Annotated in this window: 15 protein-coding genes and 1 pseudogene; 10 read left to right on the top strand and 6 right to left on the bottom strand. The window is 71.4% G+C overall.

The genetic code is table 11. The annotated features are described in order from the left end of the window. Nucleotides 1-51: 51 nt before the first annotated feature. The gene (locus OHA61_RS15515) at nt 52-1,359 is read left to right on the top strand and encodes a M1 family metallopeptidase (RefSeq protein ID WP_406303508.1); all 1,308 of its coding nucleotides are present in this window, start codon (nt 52-54) and stop codon (nt 1,357-1,359) included. Nucleotides 1,360-1,455: 96 nt separating this feature from the next. Here the strand turns inward: OHA61_RS15515 and OHA61_RS15510 are convergent, their stop codons facing one another. The 4 genes from OHA61_RS15510 to OHA61_RS15495 all read right to left on the bottom strand — a co-directional run bounded on the left by OHA61_RS15510 (nt 1,456) and on the right by OHA61_RS15495 (nt 6,829). Next, nucleotides 1,456-1,857 carry a DUF1992 domain-containing protein gene (locus OHA61_RS15510; protein ID WP_406303507.1) on the bottom strand — a complete coding sequence of 134 codons (402 nt, stop codon included), beginning with the start codon at nt 1,855-1,857 and terminating at the stop codon, nt 1,456-1,458. A gap of 55 nt (nt 1,858-1,912) precedes the next feature. Next, nucleotides 1,913-4,783, bottom strand: coding sequence for a poly(A) polymerase (locus tag OHA61_RS15505; protein WP_406303506.1), 2,871 nt, complete (start codon nt 4,781-4,783; stop codon nt 1,913-1,915). After that, nucleotides 4,783-6,477: an RNA ligase family protein gene (locus OHA61_RS15500; protein ID WP_406303505.1), complete on the bottom strand. Its 1,695-nt coding sequence runs from the start codon at nt 6,475-6,477 to the stop codon at nt 4,783-4,785. The genes OHA61_RS15505 and OHA61_RS15500 overlap by 1 nt, the downstream gene beginning before the upstream one ends. A 148-nt stretch (nt 6,478-6,625) precedes the next feature. Next, nucleotides 6,626-6,829, bottom strand: a complete 204-nt coding sequence (locus OHA61_RS15495; RefSeq protein ID WP_003967102.1) for a cold-shock protein — start codon at nt 6,827-6,829, stop codon at nt 6,626-6,628. Nucleotides 6,830-7,111: 282 nt separating this feature from the next. On the opposite strand from OHA61_RS15495, the gene OHA61_RS15490 reads away from it, so the two are divergent. Next, complete coding sequence (locus OHA61_RS15490; protein ID WP_266479391.1) at nt 7,112-7,987, top strand: menaquinone biosynthetic enzyme MqnA/MqnD family protein; 876 nt, start codon at nt 7,112-7,114, stop codon at nt 7,985-7,987. A gap of 29 nt (nt 7,988-8,016) precedes the next feature. Here the strand turns inward: OHA61_RS15490 and OHA61_RS15485 are convergent, their stop codons facing one another. Further along, a complete protein-coding gene (locus OHA61_RS15485) occupies nt 8,017-9,081 on the bottom strand; it encodes an alpha/beta hydrolase (RefSeq protein WP_406303504.1) in 1,065 nt (354 codons plus the stop codon). Between the two features lie 211 nt (nt 9,082-9,292). On the opposite strand from OHA61_RS15485, the gene OHA61_RS15480 reads away from it, so the two are divergent. From OHA61_RS15480 to OHA61_RS15450, 7 genes and pseudogenes are all read left to right on the top strand, one after another. Further along, entirely contained in the window at nt 9,293-10,876 is a 1,584-nt protein-coding gene (locus OHA61_RS15480; RefSeq protein ID WP_406303503.1) for a protein kinase domain-containing protein, read from the top strand. A 92-nt stretch (nt 10,877-10,968) separates the two neighbouring features. Continuing rightward, the gene (gene mqnC, locus OHA61_RS15475) at nt 10,969-12,168 is read left to right on the top strand and encodes a cyclic dehypoxanthinyl futalosine synthase (RefSeq protein WP_406303502.1); all 1,200 of its coding nucleotides are present in this window, start codon (nt 10,969-10,971) and stop codon (nt 12,166-12,168) included. A 7-nt stretch (nt 12,169-12,175) separates the two neighbouring features. Further along, complete coding sequence (locus tag OHA61_RS15470; protein WP_406303501.1) at nt 12,176-12,700, top strand: hypothetical protein; 525 nt, start codon at nt 12,176-12,178, stop codon at nt 12,698-12,700. Between the two features lie 54 nt (nt 12,701-12,754). Further along, nucleotides 12,755-13,450, top strand: coding sequence for a demethylmenaquinone methyltransferase (locus tag OHA61_RS15465; protein ID WP_406303500.1), 696 nt, complete (start codon nt 12,755-12,757; stop codon nt 13,448-13,450). Between the two features lie 10 nt (nt 13,451-13,460). Beyond that, nucleotides 13,461-14,372 carry a glutaminase gene (locus OHA61_RS15460; protein WP_406303499.1) on the top strand — a complete coding sequence of 304 codons (912 nt, stop codon included), beginning with the start codon at nt 13,461-13,463 and terminating at the stop codon, nt 14,370-14,372. Nucleotides 14,373-14,513: 141 nt separating this feature from the next. Further along, nucleotides 14,514-14,582: pseudogene (locus OHA61_RS15455) on the top strand (zinc-ribbon domain-containing protein); the annotation flags it as partial. Between the two features lie 120 nt (nt 14,583-14,702). Further along, a complete protein-coding gene (locus tag OHA61_RS15450) occupies nt 14,703-16,928 on the top strand; it encodes a hypothetical protein (RefSeq protein WP_406307633.1) in 2,226 nt (741 codons plus the stop codon). Here the strand turns inward: OHA61_RS15450 and OHA61_RS15445 are convergent. Beyond that, the gene (locus OHA61_RS15445) at nt 16,915-17,433 is read right to left on the bottom strand and encodes a GNAT family N-acetyltransferase (protein WP_406303498.1); all 519 of its coding nucleotides are present in this window, start codon (nt 17,431-17,433) and stop codon (nt 16,915-16,917) included. The two genes, OHA61_RS15450 and OHA61_RS15445, sit on opposite strands and share 14 nt — an antisense overlap. A 98-nt stretch (nt 17,434-17,531) precedes the next feature. Between OHA61_RS15445 and OHA61_RS15440 the strand changes: the two genes are divergently transcribed. Beyond that, on the top strand, nt 17,532-18,818 hold the full coding sequence (locus OHA61_RS15440) for a geranylgeranyl reductase family protein (RefSeq protein ID WP_328671685.1): 1,287 nt from the start codon (nt 17,532-17,534) through the stop codon (nt 18,816-18,818). Nucleotides 18,819-18,874: the final 56 nt, after the last annotated feature.

Here is an 18,874-nt window from a genome sequence, read left to right as displayed (position 1 = left end):
CCACACGCACACGCACACGCACGACAGCAAGAAACGCGAGGACGCACCACGGTGAGGGATTCCTACCTGCCGCAGCACGGTGACAGCGGCTACCGCACCACGGAGTACGACCTGGAGGTGGACTACCGACCGCACACCGGCCGCCTGTCCGGCCGGGCCAGGATCAGCGCCGTCGCCGAGCGTGACCTGGCCGAAGTCGCCCTGGACCTCGGCCAGTTCCGCATCAACCGCGTCCTCGTCAACGGCGGCCGCCCGGCGCGGTACACCCACCGCGCCGACAAGCTGCGCATCCGGCCCGCCAAGCCGCTGCGCACCGGGTCCCCGTTCACGGTCGAGGTGCGCTACACCGGCGTCCCCCATCCCGTCCGCACCCGGGACTGGGGCGACATCGGCTGGGAACAGCTGGAGGAGGGCGCGCTGGTGGCCTCCCAGCCCAGCGGCGCGCGCTCCTGGTTCCCGTGCAACGACCGGCCCAGCGACAAGGCGGTCTACCGGATCGCGGTGACCGCCCCTTCGCCGTACACCGTGGTCGCCAACGGGACCCTCACCTCCCGTACGATCAGCGCCTCCACGACGACCTGGGTGTACGAGCAGTCCGCGCCGATGGCGACGTATCTGGCGACCGTCCAGATCGGCCCGTACGAACTGGTCGACATCGCCCACGCCGGACGCGTGCCGCAGCCGGCCGCCGTGCCGCGCGAACTGCTCGGCCGCTTCGAGCACGACTTCGCCCGCCAGCCGCAGATGATGACGGCCTTCACGGACCTCTTCGGCCCGTACCCCTTCGACGACTACGCCGTCGTCGTGGTCGACGAGGAACTGGACGTGCCCTGCGAGGCGCAGGGCCTGTCGATCTTCGGGTCCAACCATGTCGACGGGCGGCGCGGCAGCGAGCGCCTGATCGCGCACGAACTGGCCCACCAGTGGTTCGGCAACAGCCTGACCGTCGCGGACTGGCGGCACATCTGGCTCAACGAGGGCTTCGCGAAGTACGCGGAATGGCTGTGGTCCGAAGTGTCCGGCGGGCCCTCGGCCGCGGCACTCGCGGCCAAGTCCCGGGCCAAGCTCGCCCTGTTGCGGCAGGACATCAAGATCGGCGATCCCGGGCTGCGGCGGCTGTTCGACGACCGGCTCTACGAGCGGGGCGGGCTCACGATGCACGCACTGCGGACGGTGATCGGGCATGCGGCGTTCGTGGCGGTGCTGCGGGAGTGGACGACGACGCGGCGGTACGGGGTGGTGACGACGCAGGAGTTCATCGCGGTCGCGCAGAGGTATTCGGAGCATCCGCTGGACGGGCTGTTCCGGATGTGGCTGTACGACGAGAAACTCCCGGCGTTGCCGCAGGCGCGGCGGTAAGGGGGGCGGGTGCGGTGCGGGTCGACGGGGTTCGGGGGGCCTGCCCCCAGTTCGGGAAGGGGCGGGTAGGGGAACAAGCCCCGCGCAGCGGCCCCCCTAACCCAAGCGCCCCGCGCGCCACTCGCGGACAGCCGCGTCGACATCGAACGGCCCAAGACCCAGCGGCGGCCCCACCGGCGGCCTCCGGATCGCCGCCTCGATCTTCTCGTTGACCTCGGAGAGGATCCGCCGCACCTGGGACTCCGTCGCCGCCCGCCCCGCCGCCTCCCGCGCGTCCTCCGCCTCCTTGCGCAGGGCCAGCGTCGGCGGCAGCACCGAGACGCCCTCGCGGTGCATCTTGCCCTTGACCCACCACAGTTCGTCGTACGGAGCCGTGTCGTCGGGGAGCGGCTTTCCGAAGCCGGGCAGATCCTTGAAGTCCCCGCGCTCCGAAGCGTCCCGGATCTGCTTGTCGACCCACGATTCGAAGCTGACACCTGGGGGTTTGCGTTCGGTCACGGCCGCTCCTCCCGTCTCGTGAATCCATGGTAGGCGGGGCGGTTCGCCTCCGGGATCAGCGCAGGGTCGGCACCGCGCCGCACTCCGCCCGCTCCACGTCGACCCCGCGCAGCCCCCGGCCCCACGCTTCGGCGATCCGGGCGAGCCGGGCCGCGTCCGGAGGCGTACGGCCGAGGCCGATCGCGTACCGCGCGAGCGCCGGGCCCCTCTCGTACGGGCGGGGCCAGGCGTGCGCGTCCACCGCCCCCGCGTCCTCCAGGGCGGTGAGCAGCGCGCGCAGGCGGCCCCGGACGCGGCCGAGGAGTTCCTCGAACTCGCCGTCCGGGCCCGGGCGTACGGTCACCGTCGCCCAGGCGGCGTGCCGCCGGTGCAGGGGCGGCGGTGACAGCAGCTCGGGCCAGGGGTCCGCGCGGCTTTCCGCGGCCGTATCCAGGATGGTCCAGGCTCGGTAGAGCTCGTCGGTGAGCAGGTTCCGGAAGCCCGCGGTGACCTGCCCGGTGCAGGTACGGACGGGCGCGGTCGGGGTCATGACGGTCAGGGAACCCTGTGGACCCGTAGCGGTATCCGCGAGGCCGACCGGTTCGCGCCAGTCCCACGCGGCCCAGGTGCCGAAGAAGTCACGCAGCCGGTCCGCGTCGGTGGAGCCCGCCGACTCGCGTGTCGTACGGGCCGCGAGCACCGACCAGGCCAGGCCCGGGAGCCCGCCGAAGGGAGCCGAGTCGAGGCCGCGTGCCTTCGCCCACGCCTTCACCTGCCCGGCCAGCCGGGCGAACGCGGCATGGTCGGCGCCGGCTTCGGCCCGTACCGCGTCCGCGTCGCTCACCGCGCTCAGCGCGATCGCGGCCGCCTCGCCCAACTCGGCACGCCGTGAGACCGCTTCGGCCGGATCGAGCGTCCCGGTGGCGACGACCACCAGGTCCACGTCGATGTCACGGACGCGCAGCCGCAGGCCGGGCACGCGGGCGCCCGTCACCTCCCGTACCCGGGTGGCGTCCGGCAGTGCGGCCGTCACGCGCGCCCGTACGTCCGCCATGTCGACGGAGCCCGGCAGCGCCGCCACCAGGTCCAGGTCGGCTCCGGCGAGGGCGCAGCCCATGCGCCGCGAACCGGCGATGTGGACGACTCCCTCACCCAGTGCTTCGGAGAGGTGCTGAGCGGTCCCGTCCTCCGCGACAGGCTCGGCGGTGGCGGCTTCAGGGGACGCGGGGGATTCGGGGGAGTCCGGCAGCCAGCGCACCTCGCCCGTTCCCAGGGCCACCGTGGCCCGCGGCCGCATCGGCCCGTCGCCCCGCCGCGAGAGGAGCACCAGTTCGCTCACCCGCGCCGACATGCCGTCGAGCAGGGCGGCGCAGTGCGTGGCGAGCGTGTGCGGATCCCGGGTCCGGCCCAGAGAGAGGTGTGGGGTGAAGCTGGGGGCCCGGCCCCCGCAGCGGGGAAATCGCCGCTCCAGGGCGCGGTGCAGTTCTGCCCAGGGCGCCGCGTCGGTCGCCGCCGGGTCGAGCCAGACGGTGGAGTCCTCCCGGTGCCGGAAGGAGCGCACTCCCTCCAGACGGGCGGTGAACGCCGCCGTCCCTGCCGTCGCCGCAGCGAGCAGCGGGGCCGCCCGCTCGAAGTCCGACTCCGGTACGAAACCGAACAGCAGGTTCACGTGCGGCGGCCAGCGGTGGATCTGTCGGTCGTGTTCCTGGCGGATGTGCTGGATCGACGGCCAGAGCTCCTGGGGAGGAATCCAGGCCACGGCGGTGCGCGGCGTCGGCGCGACGGCGAGGACGTCGGCGAGGTTGTCGCCGGGTTCGGTCCGGCCGACGGTCAGGTCGGCTTCCACACCGTAATGATCCGATATGTACAGCCCTTCCGGTGTCGGCACGTCGCCCCGGAGCGCCGCCCGGGTCGCCCGCAGCCGCCCTGCGCGCAGGAAGATCCGGTCAAGCCGGGAGACCCGGCCGGACAGCGAGGACACCGCGGCCAGCGGATTGACGCCGGGGTCGAAGGTGGGGGTCCGGTCGTCCGGACCGTGTACCTCGGTCCAGGCGTCCCGCAGCCGGAGCGTCTCGGCCGGTCCTTCGCCGCCGTCGTTGAAGTCACCGAGCAGGATCAGCTCGCCGTCGATCCCGCCGAGTCCCTCGGCGAGGCTGCCAAGTTCGGCCTCCCGCCTGGCCGGTCCGTCCTCGGAGTGGTCGCTGCTCAGATGGGTCGCCGCCACCACGAGCGGGCCGGAGCCGGTCTCCACGGTGATGGCGGTGACGGCTTTGTGCGGTCCGAACTCGTGCCGTCCCGCCTCCCGTACGGGCAGCCGGCTGAGCAGCAGCAGCCCGCAGTCGTCTACGTCCTTGCCTCCCGCGTCGGTGCCCAGGGTGTAGCCCGCGCGGACCCACGGCGCCCGCAGGAGCAGGGCGAGCAGCGCGGGTTCGACCTCCTGGAGCGCGATGACGTCCGCGTCCGCTTCCTCCAGGGCGGCGAGCAGCAGGGGCCTGCGCAGTGCGGTGTCGATGCGCTCGCTGTCGTACCGGTCCCACAGCGTGTTCCACGTCAGTACGCGCAGACTCCTCCCGGCCGGCGCGGCAGCCCGGGCTGCGCCGCCCGCAGGCCGCCACCCGTCAGCGGGCCGCCACCGCTCCGTCGCCGGGTCCCACGCGTGCGGCGTCCCGGCCGTGAAGAACGGCGCGCGCAACAGGCGCGGATCCCGTGCCCGGCCCGCGTCCGAGGTGTCGATCCGGTCCACCCCGGTCGCCCGGTCCCAGACCACCTCGCCGTCCGCCTCGAAGAACAGCACCCGGTGCCACGGGATGTCGCCCCCGGGTACGAAGGCGGGCAGCGGGATCCGCTTGGGGGCGGCCCCGCGCTGGTTGATCCCGATCACGAACCTGGCCGGGTCGAAGCGCGCGTCCCAGCGGACGCGGTGGTAGATCTCGTCGCTGGTACGCACTAGACCGCCTCCTCGACGGTTCCGCCCGGCCCGATGTACCAGGTGCGATGCGCCTGGCCGGGGTAGGGCGGCACGAAACGGTGCAGCTGCGCGGTGAGCACGTCGGGCGGCACCGGATGCGGCCGCACCGCGTTACGCCGGACCAGTTCATCCTCGTCTACCAGCACCACGGCGTGCGTGATGAGCGCATCGCGACGGTGCGCGACCGCGTGCACCAGGGAACGCTGGTGCGGGTTGAGCGAGGTGGCGTCCCATACGACGGTCCCGCCCGAGGCCAGTGCGGTGTCGAGCCGGCTGAGGCCCGCGCGCAGCACGTCCCCGCCTGCGCGCTGGTCCGCGCGCGAGCCGCGCGCCTCGCGCAGTTCGTCGAGGGACACGTACGCGTCGACTCCCCGCAGGCCGCGCGCGAAGGTGCTCTTCCCGCTGCCCGAAGGACCGACCAGGTGGATCAGCCGCGGGAAGTCCCCGTTCCGCCACCGCCAGGTCGCCGCGGCAGCCTCCTCGACGGTCCGGATCCGCCCCTGTGCACAGGCTTCCCGCGCCTCGGCCCGGCAGCGGTCGGCGGCCTCCGTGTCCAGGTCGGCGAACGCCTCCCGCAGTCCCGCAAGCACCTCAGCCCCGCCCAGCAGTCCGGCGTCCTCGGCGTACAGCGCGGACCAGTCGACCTGCTCGCGCCCCGCGTTGTCCGCCGCCACCGCTCCCGCGACGGCGTGCAGCACCCCCAGGTCGGCCGCGAACGACATCCGTACAAGACCGGTCCGGCGGTCCTCGTCCGGATACGGCCGGTGCAGATTCGGGTGCAGCCCGACCAGGTCGGCGACCTGCCGGGCGAGCGGCATGCCCAGCGGGGCCACCAGCCGGCCGGCGAGCGAGCCCCGGCGTGTTCCGTGCAGCAGCGCGGCCAGGACGCCCGCCAGCCGCGCGTCCCCGGACCGGCCGAGCGCATCGAGTCTCGCCGACACCTCGGCGACGGCGGCCCCGGCGGCGGCGGGGTCCCGCGGAGCGACTCCGACCGCGGCCGACAGGGACTCCCCATCGGCGGTGGCCCCCGAACGCACCGCCCACAGCGCGGCCTTCGGGCTCAGCCCGTTCTCCACGACCGCGGCGTGCATCCAGTGCGTATCGGTCTGCACGTGCCCGCCGCGCACCCACTTGGCCACCCGCTGCCCGAACTCGTCCTGGCCGAAGCCCTCCACGGTCCGTACGACGTAGCCCTCCTGCCGCGCGGTGTCCAGCCGCAGCGCGCGCAGTGCCCGCTCGTCGAAGGCGCCCCGCCACAGCACCCGCGGCACGGGAACCCCCAGCCGCCGCAGAAAGCGGACGGTCCGGTCCCAGTCCAGGCAACGGCCGTCGCCGTCCCAGACGGAGAAGCCGTAGAACCAGCTCTCCAGGTCCTCGTACGCGATCGAGTGCCGCGCGAAGAGGTTCTCGCCGCACACCCGCCACCCCCGAGGGATCTGTGTACCGATCCGCCCCTGCAGAGCTTTGACCCAGGCCCGCGAGGGATGGTGCGCGGAATCCAGCGACCGGGCGTGGAGCCCGTCGGCGTAGAGGGTGGTGTTCTCCCCGTCGAGCTTCTCGGTGACCACGACTTCACGGCCGTGCAGAGGCGAGAGATCACCGGCTCGTACGTCGTCCGACGCGGCCCCCGGCGACCACGGGAGGTGTGGTGTGCGGGGGTAGTGAACTCGCATGACCGCTCTCCGTGACGACATCGGGTCCGGTCACTGTAGGAGGCGGGAGGAGGGTGTCTCCATCGGAATAAAGGCAGGAGCCCCGGTCCACAGGGAACGGGGCTCCTTGGTACTGCTAAGTCGTGCGCGATCGCCGACCCGTGGCTGACTAGGCCGGGGTGACGTTCTCCGCCTGCGGGCCCTTCGGGCCCTGAGTGACGTCGAAGTTCACGACCTGGTTCTCCTCGAGAGAGCGGAAACCAGACGCGTTGATCGCGGAGTAGTGGACGAAGACATCCGGGCCGCCGCCGTCCTGGGCGATGAAGCCGAAGCCCTTTTCAGCGTTGAACCACTTGACGGTTCCGGTAGCCATAAGCCCTCCTTGGGCCAAAGGGTTGCCCTGCTCCAGAACCTGCAAGAAGTCTGAAAACTACAAAAGCCTGCGGGTTACATGCTCCGCAGGCTCTGTACTGCAAGGGAAACCAAACTGCAACTTGCGTCGAGCCTAGCACGCAGCGTGTGCGCAGCGGTAGAGGGAAAGATCACGTCACCCGGACGTTTGAAAGGATCATGATCCGCTGACGAATTGCAGCTCGGGAGGGGCGCGCCCAGCCCCGGCGGGGCCGCCCGCGCGGCACAGGTCTAGCCTCGCGATGTGGACAGTCTTGGAGAAAGCACAGCAACCGACCACCGCCGCAGCCGGCCCCGCGTCGGCCACATCCAGTTCCTCAACTGTCTCCCCCTGTACTGGGGGCTGGCCCGTACCGGAACTCTCCTCGATCTCGAGCTGACGAAGGACACTCCGGAGAAGCTCAGCGAGCAGCTGGTGCGCGGCGAACTCGATATCGCGCCGATCACACTCGTCGAATTCCTGCGCAATGCCGATCAGCTCGTCGCTTTCCCCGATCTCGCGGTCGGCTGCGACGGCCCGGTCATGTCCTGCGTGATCGTGTCCCAGGGCCCGCTGGACCGGCTGGACGGTGCGAGGGTCGCGCTCGGGTCCACCTCGCGCACCTCCGTACGGCTGGCTCAACTGCTGCTGGCCGAGCAGTACAAGGTGGCGCCCGACTACTACACCTGCCCGCCCGACCTCGGCCTGATGATGCAGGAGGCGGAGGCGGCCGTACTGATCGGCGACGCCGCGCTGCGCGCCTCGCTGCACGACGCCCCCCGGCTCGGCCTTCAGGTCCACGACCTGGGGCTGATGTGGAAGGACTGGACCGGGCTGCCCTTCGTCTTCGCCGTGTGGGCGGCGCGCAAGGACTATCTGGCGCGCGAGCCCCTGGTCGTACGGCAGGTGCACGAGGCCTTCCTCGCCTCGCGGGACGTCTCGCTGGAGGAGGTTTCCAAGGTCGCCGAGCAGGCCGCGCGCTGGGAGAGCTTCGACAAGGCGCTGCTGGAGCGGTACTTCAGGACGCTGGACTTCCGCTTCGGCGCCGAGCAGCTCGCGGGCGTACGGGAGTTCGCGCGCCGGACCGGGCCGACGACCGGGTTCCCGGCGGACGTACGCGTGGAGCTGCTCGGCCCCTGACGGCTGCCGGGCTCCTGAGGGCCGCCCGGCTAGGACGCGGGGATGGGGGCCTGCATGTGCTCGCTGATCCACTGGATGGATCCGTCGCCCATGCCCTGCACATACGTCTTGGCGTTGTGCTCGCCGTCCTGGATGACCTGCAGGCGGCTCTTGACCGGGCCCTTGCAGTAGTCACGGATGAAGTTCTTGAGGCTCTTGACCCCGCGCTCCTTGGTGCCTATCTGGAAGGCCAGATAGACGTCGTTGGCCTTGGTGTCGGGCTTGGCGGCCAGAGCCTTGGCGAGCTTCTCCGGGTTGTTGGCCTGCCGCTTGGACTCGTGGCCCGCCCACAGCGGTGAGTCCGGGACGGTGTCGGGGCCGGAGGCGATCACGGCCTTGAACTTGTCCGGGCGCTGGAGCACCGACTTCAGGCCGACGAAGGCGCCGGACGAGGAGCCCATGAAGGCCCAGCCGTCACGGGACGTGAAGGTACGGAAGTTGGCCTTCACAAAGTCGGGGACGTCCTCGGTCATCCAGGTGCCCATCTTCGGCTGCCCGGGTATGTCACTGCCGTCGTAGTAGTACTTCGCGTCCGGGTTGAGCACCGGCATGACCACGATGAAGGGCAGGCTCTTGCCCTCCTTGGACCACTTGCTGATGCTGCTCTGCAGCTTGAGGTCGGTGCCCATCCAGTAGTTCTTGGGGTAGCCGTTGCCGCCGGGCAGCGCGATCAGCACGGGGAAACCGCTGCCCGCGTACTTGGGGTCGAAGTACTCCTTGGGGGCCCAGACCCACACCTTGCCCTCGAAGCCGGACTTCTTGCCCTCCAGCGTGGTGACGCCGATCTTGGTGCCATCGTCCAGGCTGTTCTGGGTGGTGAACGAGGCCTTCGGGCCGGTCGGCATCAGCGTCTTGGCGGCGGCCTCGTCGGCCGCCTTGTCGCCCGTGCCGCTGTCCTGGGCGCCGCCCGACTGCCGGCCGGGGGCTGCTGCGGTGGGACCGTCGAAGGTGAGCGGCTCACCCTCCTCCCACCAGCCTGCGCCGAGCGCGTACGAGCCGAGCGCGACAGAGCCGAGGACAACGGTGGCTATGAGGGCTTTGGGCAGGCGTTTCATGGACGGACTCCGAGGGATTCTGGCCGAGGCGTCACGGCACAGCCGGCTTTCGGACAAGCGGTGTGATTTACACGCAGGGAGATGGCGTCGGGCCCGGTTCGGTTGGCTGCCGGGCGGCGGGAATCCTCGTGATGCCCGGCACGGCGCCCCCTACGCTGAGGAGTCACAGCAGGCAAGGGCCGTCAGGGCAAGGGCAATCGGGGGAGTACAGATGCAGCCGCTGGATCCGGGCGAGCCGCAGAACATCGGGGCGTACCGGCTGCTCGGACGGCTGGGGGCGGGCGGAATGGGCCGCGTCTATCTCGGGCGCAGCGCCGGCGGCCGCACGGTCGCGGTGAAGGTGGTCCATCCGCACTTCGCGCTCGACGAGGAGTTCCGGGCGCGGTTCCGGCGTGAGGTGGAGGCGGCCCGCCGCGTCGGCGGCCAGTGGACGGCGCCGGTCCTCGACGCCGACCCGGAGGCGACCGTGCCCTGGGTGGCCACGGGTTACGTGGCCGGTCCCGCGCTGTCGCAGGCGGTCACCGAGCACGGTCCGCTGCCCGCGCACTCGGTACGGGTGCTGGGCGCGGGGCTCGCCGAGGCGCTGGCGGCCGTACACGGCCGCGAACTGGTGCACCGGGACGTGAAGCCGTCCAATGTGCTGCTCACGCTGGACGGACCGCGCCTGATCGACTTCGGGATCGCCCGTGCCACCGACGGCACCGCCTCGCTCACCTCCACCGGGGTCTCGGTCGGCTCGCCCGGCTACATGTCGCCGGAGCAGATCCTCGGCAGGGTCGTCACCGGCGCGGCCGACGTGTTCTCGCTGGGCGCGGTGCTGGCGTACGCGGCGACGGGGGCTGCGCCCTTCCCCGGCGACTCGTCGGCCGCGCTGCTCTACAAGGTGGTGCACGAGGAGCCCGAACTGGGCTTGCTGGAGGGCGACTTGCGGGCGCTGGTCGCCGACTGCCTGGCCAAGGACCCGGCCGCGCGGCCCGCGCCCGCGCAGATCGCGCACAGGCTGGCCCCGGGCGGGGCGGCCTCGCTGGTCGGCGTGGGGTGGCTGCCCGGCCCGCTGGTGGAGCAGGTCAGCCGGTCGGCGGTGAGCCTGCTGAACCTGGAGCCGGCACCGGCCGACCCGCGTGCGTCGGGGCCGGTGGCGTTCAGCAGCCCGGCGATCGGGACGTTCGGGCCGCCGGTCGAACCGGTGACGCCGCCCGCTTCGGCGGCGGCTCCCCAGGACGCGCCGCCGCACACCCAGGGGAGCCCACTTCAGAGCCCGCCGCCCGCCCGCGCCCGCAGGAAGGTGAGCTGCACGGTCACGCTGACGGTGGCCGCGGCACTGGCGACGGTCACGGTGGGCGGCGGGTTCCTCTTCGACCTGTGGCCGGGCGCGGGCAGCGACAAGACCAACGACTCGGCGGGCCACTCCCCGTCGGCGACCGAGAAGGTGAAGAAGGTGCCAAAGGCTTTCATCGGCACCTGGGAGGGCCCCTTCAAGGTCAGCTTCGCGGGCAGCGAACTGGAGGCCGGGACCTTCTCGGTCGCCATCCGCGCGGGGAGGACGGGCGCGAAGTTCGCCACGGTCAGCCAGTTCGACGCGCTGGGCAGCCTCTCCTGCGAGGACAATCTCGTGCTGCGCGGCGTGACCCCGAAGGAGCTGGTCGCCGACGGCAGGTCGAGCGGCAAACCGGGCACCAAGTGCACGCCCGGCACGCACACGGTCAGGCTGCGACTGGACGGAGCCCGCCTCCAGTACACCTCGAAGGAACCCCGCGCGGGCGACCCGCGCGCCACGCTGGAGCGCAGGCAGTGACCCGCCGACCGCGCCCGCGAGCGGGCGAGGCGGCTGGCGTAGGCTGGATCGGCCCGCTGATGCTCTGAAACACCGCCGAAAGGTGACGCCCGGTGACCGAGAAGGCCGACCTTCAGTCCGTGCTGGACCGTGCTGCCGAGGGTGGGCGGATCACGCCCGAAGAGGCGCTCGACCTCTACCGCTCCGCACCCCTGCACGCGCTCGGCGTGGCCGCCGACGCCGTACGCAAGCGGCGCTACGCCGGTACGGAGCACATCGCGACGTACATCATCGAGCGCAACATCAACTACACCAACGTGTGCGTCACCGCCTGCAAGTTCTGCGCCTTCTACGCCCCGCCCAAGGACACCGCCAAGGGCTGGACGCGCGACCTCGACGACATCCTGCGGCGCTGCGCCGAGACCGTCGAGCTCGGCGGCACCCAGATCATGTTCCAGGGCGGGCACCACCCGGACTTCGGCGTCGAGTACTACGAGGAGCACTTCGCCGCGATCAAGAAGGAGTTCCCGCAGCTGGTCATCCACTCGCTGGGAGCCTCCGAGGTCGAGCACATGGCGCGGATCTCCGGCGTGCCGGTGGAGGAGGCCATCTCCCGTATCCACGCCGCCGGTCTCGACTCCTTCGCGGGCGCGGGCGCCGAACTGCTGCCCGAGCGCCCGCGCAAGGCGATCGCCCCGCTCAAGGAGAGCGGCGAGCGGTGGCTGGAGATCATGGAGATCGCGCACGGTCTGGGCGTCGAGTCGACGTCGACGATGCTCATGGGCACAGGCGAGACCAACTCCGAGCGCATCGAGCACCTGCGGATGATCCGCGACGTACAGGACCGGACGGGCGGCTTCCGGGCCTTCATCCCGTACACGTACCAGCCCGAGAACAACCACCTCAAGGGCAGGACACAGGCGACGCTCTTCGAGTACCTGCGGATGATCGCGATCGCGCGGCTCTTCCTCGACAACGTCGCCCACATCCAGGGCTCGTGGCTGACCACCGGCAAGGAGGTCGGCCAGCTGTCGTTGCACTACGGCGCGGACGACCTGGGCTCGATCATGCTGGAGGAGAACGTGGTCTCCTCGGCGGGCGCCAAGCACCGCTCGAACCGGCTGGAGATCATCGACCTGATCCGCAAGGCGGGCCGGGTCCCGGCGCAGCGGACGACGACGTACGAGCACATCCTCGTGCACGACGACCCTGCGAACGACCCGGTCGACGAGCGGGTGGCCTCGCACATCTCGTCGACGGCGATCGAGGGCGGCACGGCGCACCCCGAGCTGAAGCTTCTCAGCGCCAACTGAGCGTGCTGTGCTGACACTTCACCGGGTGCCCGACGGACACTCGCTCATCGTCGAGGGCGCGCGGATCGCCGCGATGGGCCCGTACGAGGAGCTGTACGCCGCGTACGGGGAGCGCGCCCGGGTGCGCGAGTGGGACGGGGTCCTCGGCCCCGGCCGCCACGAGCCGGACGCCGTCGCCCTGCTGGAGCACGCGTACTGGCCCGACCCGCGTGAGGCCGATGAGCTGGGCACCGCGCCGCTCACCGGGGACGCACTGGCCGCGCTCGGGATGACCGACACCCGGTGGGGCGCGAGCGCCCGGCGCGGGGTGCAGCGCCTCCTGGCGTCCGGCACGACCACCCTGGCGGGGCCCCTCTCACGGCCGGCGGTCCGGCTCGCCGTCGAGCGCTCCGGCCTGAAGTACGCCGCCGGGCCGCGCGCCCTGGCCCCCGGCGGGCCCGCCGACTTCGCCGTCTTCGCCGAGGACGGCACCTGCCTGGTCACCGTCCTCGACGGGCGCCTGGTCCACCGCCGACGCCGACCGGGCGCCTGAGACAATGCGTCCACCACGTCACCCGCCCCACGACACGAGCGAGGCCGAACGCCAGTGACCCGCGCAACCCTGGACAAGCAGCCGCACGAAGTCGCCTCGATGTTCGACGACGTGGCGGCGAACTACGACCTCACCAACGACGTGCTCTCGCTCGGCCAGGACCGGCGGTGGCGCAAGGAGGTCGCCAGGGCGGTGGACGCCCGCCCGGCACAGAAGGTCCTGGACCTGGCCGCGGGCACCGGCACGTCCTCGCTCCCCTTCACCGCCACCGGCGCGTATGTGGTGCCCTGCGACTTCTCCCTCGGCATGCTGCGCGAGGGCAAGAAGCGCCACCCGTGGCTGCCGCTCACCGCCGGTGACGCGACGAAGCTGCCCTTCCGCGACGATGTCTTCGACGCCGTGACGATCTCCTTCGGGCTGCGCAACGTCCAGGACACGGACGAGGCGCTGCGCGAGCTGTACCGGGTCACCAAGCCGGGCGGGCGGGTCGTGATCTGCGAGTTCTCGCAGCCGACCTGGGCGCCGTTGCGCACCGTCTACACCGAGTACCTGATGCGGGCGCTGCCGCCGGTGGCCCGCGCGGTCTCCTCCAACCCCGACGCGTACGTCTACCTCGCCGAGTCCATCCGCGCATGGCCCGACCAGGCCGGTCTCGCGAAGCGGCTTCAGGGGGCGGGCTGGTCCCAGGTCGCCTGGCGCAATCTGAGCGGCGGGATCGTGGCTCTGCACCGCGGCACCAAGCCCCGCTGAGCCACCCGCCATGGACTACCAGGCGGTCCTCGAACGGATCGCGCAGGACATCGCCCCCCAGGTCGGCAGCGGCACCCCCGCCGAGTACATCCCGGCCCTCGCCGCCGTCGACCCGCACCGCTTCGGCATGGCCATCGCCGACGTGGACGGCACGGTGTACGGGGTGGGGGACTGGCAGCAGCCCTTCTCCACGCAGTCGATCACCAAGGTCTTCACGCTCGCCCTGGCACTCGCCCAGGGCGGCGACAGCCTCTGGGAGCGCGTCGGTCGTGAGCCGTCCGGCAACCCTTTCAACTCGCTGGTGCAGCTGGAGTACGAGAACGGGATCCCGCGCAATCCGTTCATCAACGCGGGCGCGCTCGTCGTCACCGACCGGCTGCTGACCCTGACCGGCGACGCGAGCAGCGAAGTCCTGGAATTCCTGCGGGAGGAGAGCGGGAACGCGGAGCTGGCCTTCGATCCGGACGTCGCCGAGTCGGAGTCCGCGTTCGGCGACCGCAACGCCGCGCTGGCCCACTTCATGGCCTCGTACGGCAATATCGCCAACCCCGTCCCCACCCTTCTCGACCACTACTTCTGGCAGTGCTCGATCGAGATGAGCTGCGCCGACCTGACCCGTGCGGCGCTCTTTCTGGCCCGGCACGGGCTGCGCGCCGACGACTCGCGGCTGCTGACCCGCAGCGAGGCCAAGCAGGTCAACGCGGTGATGATGACCTGCGGTACGTACGACGCGGCCGGTGAGTTCGCCTACCGGGTCGGGCTGCCGGGCAAGAGCGGCGTGGGCGGCGGGATCGTGGCGGTGGTGCCGGGACGCTGCACGCTGGGCGTCTGGAGCCCGGGGCTCGACGCACGGGGCAACTCGGTGGCGGGAGTTGCGGCGCTGGACCGCTTCACGACGCTGACGGGGCTTTCCGTCTTCTGACGCGGACTGTTGAACGAGCCGTTCCGGACGGCGAGTTGACGGGAACCGGCGGCCGGGGAAGATGTGTCCGTTGTCTACGACGTTTGTTTATGACGTTCTTATCTCCCCGCCCGTCCCCGTGTCTCACCTCGGAGTCTGACCATGGCGTCGTTCTGCCCGCACTGCGGCAACCCATCCCCGGATGAGGCTCGCTTCTGCATGACATGCGGGCGTGAGAGGCTGCCCGTCGCCGCTGCGGCGCCGCCTGCGCCACCGCCGCCCGTGTACGGTCCCGGTTCCGTCCCGGGTCCCGTCCCGGGTTCCGTCCCTGGTCCCGTTCAGCCCTCTCCCGTGGGGGCGTTCTTCGGGCGGGTGTTCCGCGGCGACTGGCTGTCCTCGGTGAAGGCCGCGGCCTGGCCCGCCGGGCTGCTGCTGGTGATGGCGGTGGCGCTCGCCATCCCCTCGTACGGCCAGGACGACGAGGTCGTCGTCGGCTGGAGCGACCGGCTGCGGATCGCGCTGGCGATGCTGCTGCAGGGCTTCGGCGGCGGCTTCGAGATGAAGGCGAGCGGTGGTTCCTCGCCCTTCGGCTCGGACTCAGGCTCCGGTTCTGGTTCCGGCTCCTCGGGCGGGATCTTCGGCGACTCGGGCACGGACGCGATGGGCGCGGCCTCCCTCTCCCTCGTTCCGCTGACGGTGACCCTGCTGTGGATCGGCGCGCTCTATCTGGGTGCGCGGATGCTGCGTACGCGCGGTGCCGGACTGGAGGCCGCCGTACGGCTCTCGCTGCTGGTCTCCGGACTGGTGCTGGTCCTGGGGCTGTTCGCGCAGCCCGAGATCCAGGGGGTCGAGATCTCCTCGTCCCCGCTCCTCGCCGCGCTCGGCGCGCTGGTGATCTCGCTCGCGGCGACGTGCGGGGTGCTGCAGCGCGACGATCTCGCGGCCTGGCTGGCGCAGCGGCCCGGGGCCCGGTCGGCGGTGCGGGCGTTCGGGACCGCGGTGCGCGCGCTGGGCGCTGTCGTGGCGCTCTGCTCGCTGGTCGGCTTCGTCGCGTACGCCAATTCGGACGACGTGGACGGCACGGCCCTGCTGATCGCGCTGCCGATTCTGCCCAACATCGGCTTCGCGGTCCTGGGGCTGAGCTGGGGCGCGCCGGTGAAGTTCGACGTCCAGGGGCAGTTCAGCATGGTCGGCTCCAGCGCGGAGAGCGGCAGCTTCGGGCTGTCCGAGATCGGCGACGTATGGGGCAACGGTGCGGTCGCGGGGGCGCTGAGCCTCGGCGTCGTCTGCGCGCTCACACTCGGTGTCTGGGCGGCGCGCCGCTCGGCGGACCGTCGCGAGCAACTGCTGGCCGCGGGCTTCTCGTTGGGGCTCGTCCTGTTGTTCACGGGCGTCAGCGGGGTCTCGGCGAAGCTCGCGGGCGGCCTGGCGGACTGGGGCGGTCAGGGCACGTCGGAGTTCGCACCGAGTGTTCCGGACGCGCTGTTGTTCGGTCTGCTGTGGGTGGGGGCGGCGACGTTCCTCGGCCCGTATGTGCTGCGGCTGGTGGGGCAGCAGGCACTGGTCCCGCCGGCTCCGCCCGCGCCGCCGATGCCTCCGGCGTACGGCCCGGGGGCCGGGTATGCGCCGGGTGTCTCGGCTCCGGCCGACCCGGCGCTGCCCGGCGCCCCGCCGGTCCACCCGGCCCCGCCCCCGAACCCCGACGTACCGGATCACCCCGCCACCGTCGCCGCCGCGCCGTCCGCTCCGTATGCCGTCGAACCACACACCATGCACCTCGGCGCCGCACCGGCTCCCGTGGCTCCCGTGGCTCCCGTGGCTCCCGTGGCTCCCGGCGTACCCCCCGTACCCAGCGCGGCCGAGCGGAAGCGGAGAGTCCTCATCTGGACCGCCACCCTCACCGCCGCGTTCGTGATCGGCGGCGGCGCGACCGCCGGAGCCCTGCTCCTGAAGAAGAACAACGACGACGAGTCCGGCCGGGCGCAGAACAAGCCGCCTGCCGCCTCGCAGTCACCCACCCCGCAGCAAGACCAGCAGAACCAGCAGAATCAGCAGCCCTCCGCGTCCGCCACCCCGTCCACCAGCCCCTCCCCGTCCCCGTCCGCCTCGCAGGGCAGCGCGACCCTCCCCACGGGCTTCGTGCTCAAGCAGGACCCCGCCGGATTCACCGTCGGCGTGATGGACGGCTGGAAGCGGCGGCAGGCGGGCAGCCAGATCTACTACGAGGCCCCGACGGGCGGCGCGTACCTCCAGATCGGCATCGTCAAGAACACGCCGACGACCTCGTACGACAACTTCCTCGGCCTGGAGACGAAGCACCTTCAGACCCCGGAAACGGACTACCGGCGCGGCCAGTTGATCGAGAACACCTATCAGGGACGGCCGGGCGCGCTCTGGGAGTTCACCCACATTCCCGAGCCCGACGAGAGCAGCCTGCGGCGCCACGTCATCGACCAGGCCTTCGTCGCCGCCGACGGCACGGAGTACGCGATCCTCGCGGCAGGCCGCGCCGATCTGTGGGACGCGAGCAAGGACGTGGTCTTCTCGACCGCGACGAGCACGTTCACGATGAACTGAGCTCCAGCCGGAAGCAGTACCCCTTCTGCTCGGAAACCGGTGTCGTGAAGGTCTCCGCCAGCTCCATGCCGAGTCGCCGGATCACGGCGATGGAGCGCTCGTTGCGGGCGTTGACCATCGCCACCACCCGCTCGACGCCTGCCGCCCGTACCCGCTCCAGCGTGGTGCGGGCGGCGGCCGTCGCGTACCCCTTGCCCCACGCGTCGCGCGCCAGCCGCCAGCCGATCTCGATCTCGCCCACCGGGCCGAAGGTCTCGTGCGGCCACGGCTGCGCCCCGGTGAAGCCGATGACCCTGCCCTCCTCGTCGAGCATGGTCCAGAAGCAGAAGCCGCGCTCGGCGTCGTGTCTGCGCTGCCGGGCGGTCAACTCCTCGTAGAGCGACAGCTCCGCCGACTTCCCGCCGTGAAATTCCATGACGTCGGGGTCGTCGAAGATCCGGTGCCAGGCCACGGCGTCCTCATCGGTGGGCACACGCAGCTGTACGGCGGGGAGCGGCCTGCTCATAGGGGGTGCCCTTCAGTTTGTGGATCAGTACGCCCCCATAGACTGCACATGTCCAGTGCCCTTCGGTACGCAATATCGAGTCTTCGGGAGAACCCGCCGTGACCGAGCCCCTCTCCGAACACACCGCCGATGTGATCGTCGTCGGGGCAGGCCCGGCCGGCTCCACGACCGCGTACTACCTGGCCAAGGCCGGACTGGATGTCCTGCTCCTGGAGAAGACCGCCTTCCCGCGCGAGAAGGTGTGCGGCGACGGTCTGACCCCGCGCGCCACCAAGCAGCTGGTCGCCATGGGCATCGACATCTCCGAGGAAGCCGGCTGGCTGCGCAACAAGGGCCTGAGGATCATCGGCGGTGGCGTGAGGCTGCAGCTCGACTGGCCGGATCTCGCCTCCTACCCGGACTACGGACTTGTCCGTAAGCGCGACGACTTCGACGAGCAGCTGGCCCGGCAGGCGCAGAAGGCGGGCGCGCGGCTGTACGAGCGGTGCAATGTCGGCGCCCCCATCATCGACGACCGTACGGGCCGTATCACCGGCGTGAACGCCAAGCTGGGCGAGGAGAAGACCCCGGTCACCTTCCACGCCCCGCTCGTGGTCGCCGCCGACGGCAACTCCTCCCGGATCTCCCTCGCCATGGGGCTGCACCGGCGCGAGGACCGCCCGATGGGCGTGGCCGTGCGGACGTACTTCACCTCACCGCGCCACGACGACGACTACCTGGAGTCCTGGCTGGAGCTGTGGGACCGGCGCGGTCCGGGCGAGGACCGGCTGCTGCCCGGCTACGGCTGGATCTTCGGCATGGGCGACGGCACCTCGAACGTCGGCCTCGGTGTGCTCAACACCTCCGCCTCCTTCAAGGAGCTGGACTGGCGCGAGGTGCTGAAGGCCTGGTGCGCCTCGATGCCGGAGGACTGGGGGTACACCGAGGAGAACATGACGATGCCGATCCGCGGCGCCGCGCTCCCGATGGCCTTCAACCGCCAGCCGCACTACACGCGCGGTCTCCTGCTGGTGGGCGACGCGGGCGGCCTGGTCAACCCGTTCAACGGCGAGGGCATCGCGTACGCCATGGAGTCCGGGCAGCTTGTCGCCGACGTGATCGTCCAGGCGCACGCCCGGCAGACCCCGGCGCAGCGCGAGCTGGCGCTGCACCGCTACCCGAAGGTCCTCAAGGACACCTACGGCGGTTACTACACGCTGGGCCGCGCGTTCGTGAAGCTCATCGGCAACCCGAAGGTCATGAAGATCGCGACGCAGCGCGGTCTGACCCACCCGCTGCTGATGAAGTTCACGCTGAAGATGCTGGCGAACCTCACCGACCCGACGGGCGGCGACGCGATGGACCGGATCATCAACGGCCTCTCGAAGGTGGCCCCCAAGGCCTGAGCGGTCCGGCACGGCGAAGGGCCGCGGCTCCACCCCCGAGGGGGGGAGCCGCGGCC

This window comes from Streptomyces sp. NBC_00885, assembly GCF_045207475.1.
Lineage (GTDB): Bacteria > Actinomycetota > Actinomycetes > Streptomycetales > Streptomycetaceae > Streptomyces.
Note: the sequence above shows the minus strand (reverse complement) of the source record. Positions and strands in the feature narration are given on the sequence as shown.

Coding starts and splice junctions, on each gene's coding strand:
- OHA61_RS15445 (WP_406303498.1), bottom strand. CDS start 17,433: ATGAGCAGGCCGCTCCCCGCCGTACAGCTGCGTGTGCCCACCGATGAG.
- OHA61_RS15495 (WP_003967102.1), bottom strand. CDS start 6,829: ATGGCTACCGGAACCGTCAAGTGGTTCAACGCTGAAAAGGGCTTCGGC.
- OHA61_RS15480 (WP_406303503.1), top strand. CDS start 9,293: ATGCAGCCGCTGGATCCGGGCGAGCCGCAGAACATCGGGGCGTACCGG.
- OHA61_RS15460 (WP_406303499.1), top strand. CDS start 13,461: ATGGACTACCAGGCGGTCCTCGAACGGATCGCGCAGGACATCGCCCCC.
- OHA61_RS15500 (WP_406303505.1), bottom strand. CDS start 6,477: ATGCGAGTTCACTACCCCCGCACACCACACCTCCCGTGGTCGCCGGGG.
- OHA61_RS15485 (WP_406303504.1), bottom strand. CDS start 9,081: ATGAAACGCCTGCCCAAAGCCCTCATAGCCACCGTTGTCCTCGGCTCT.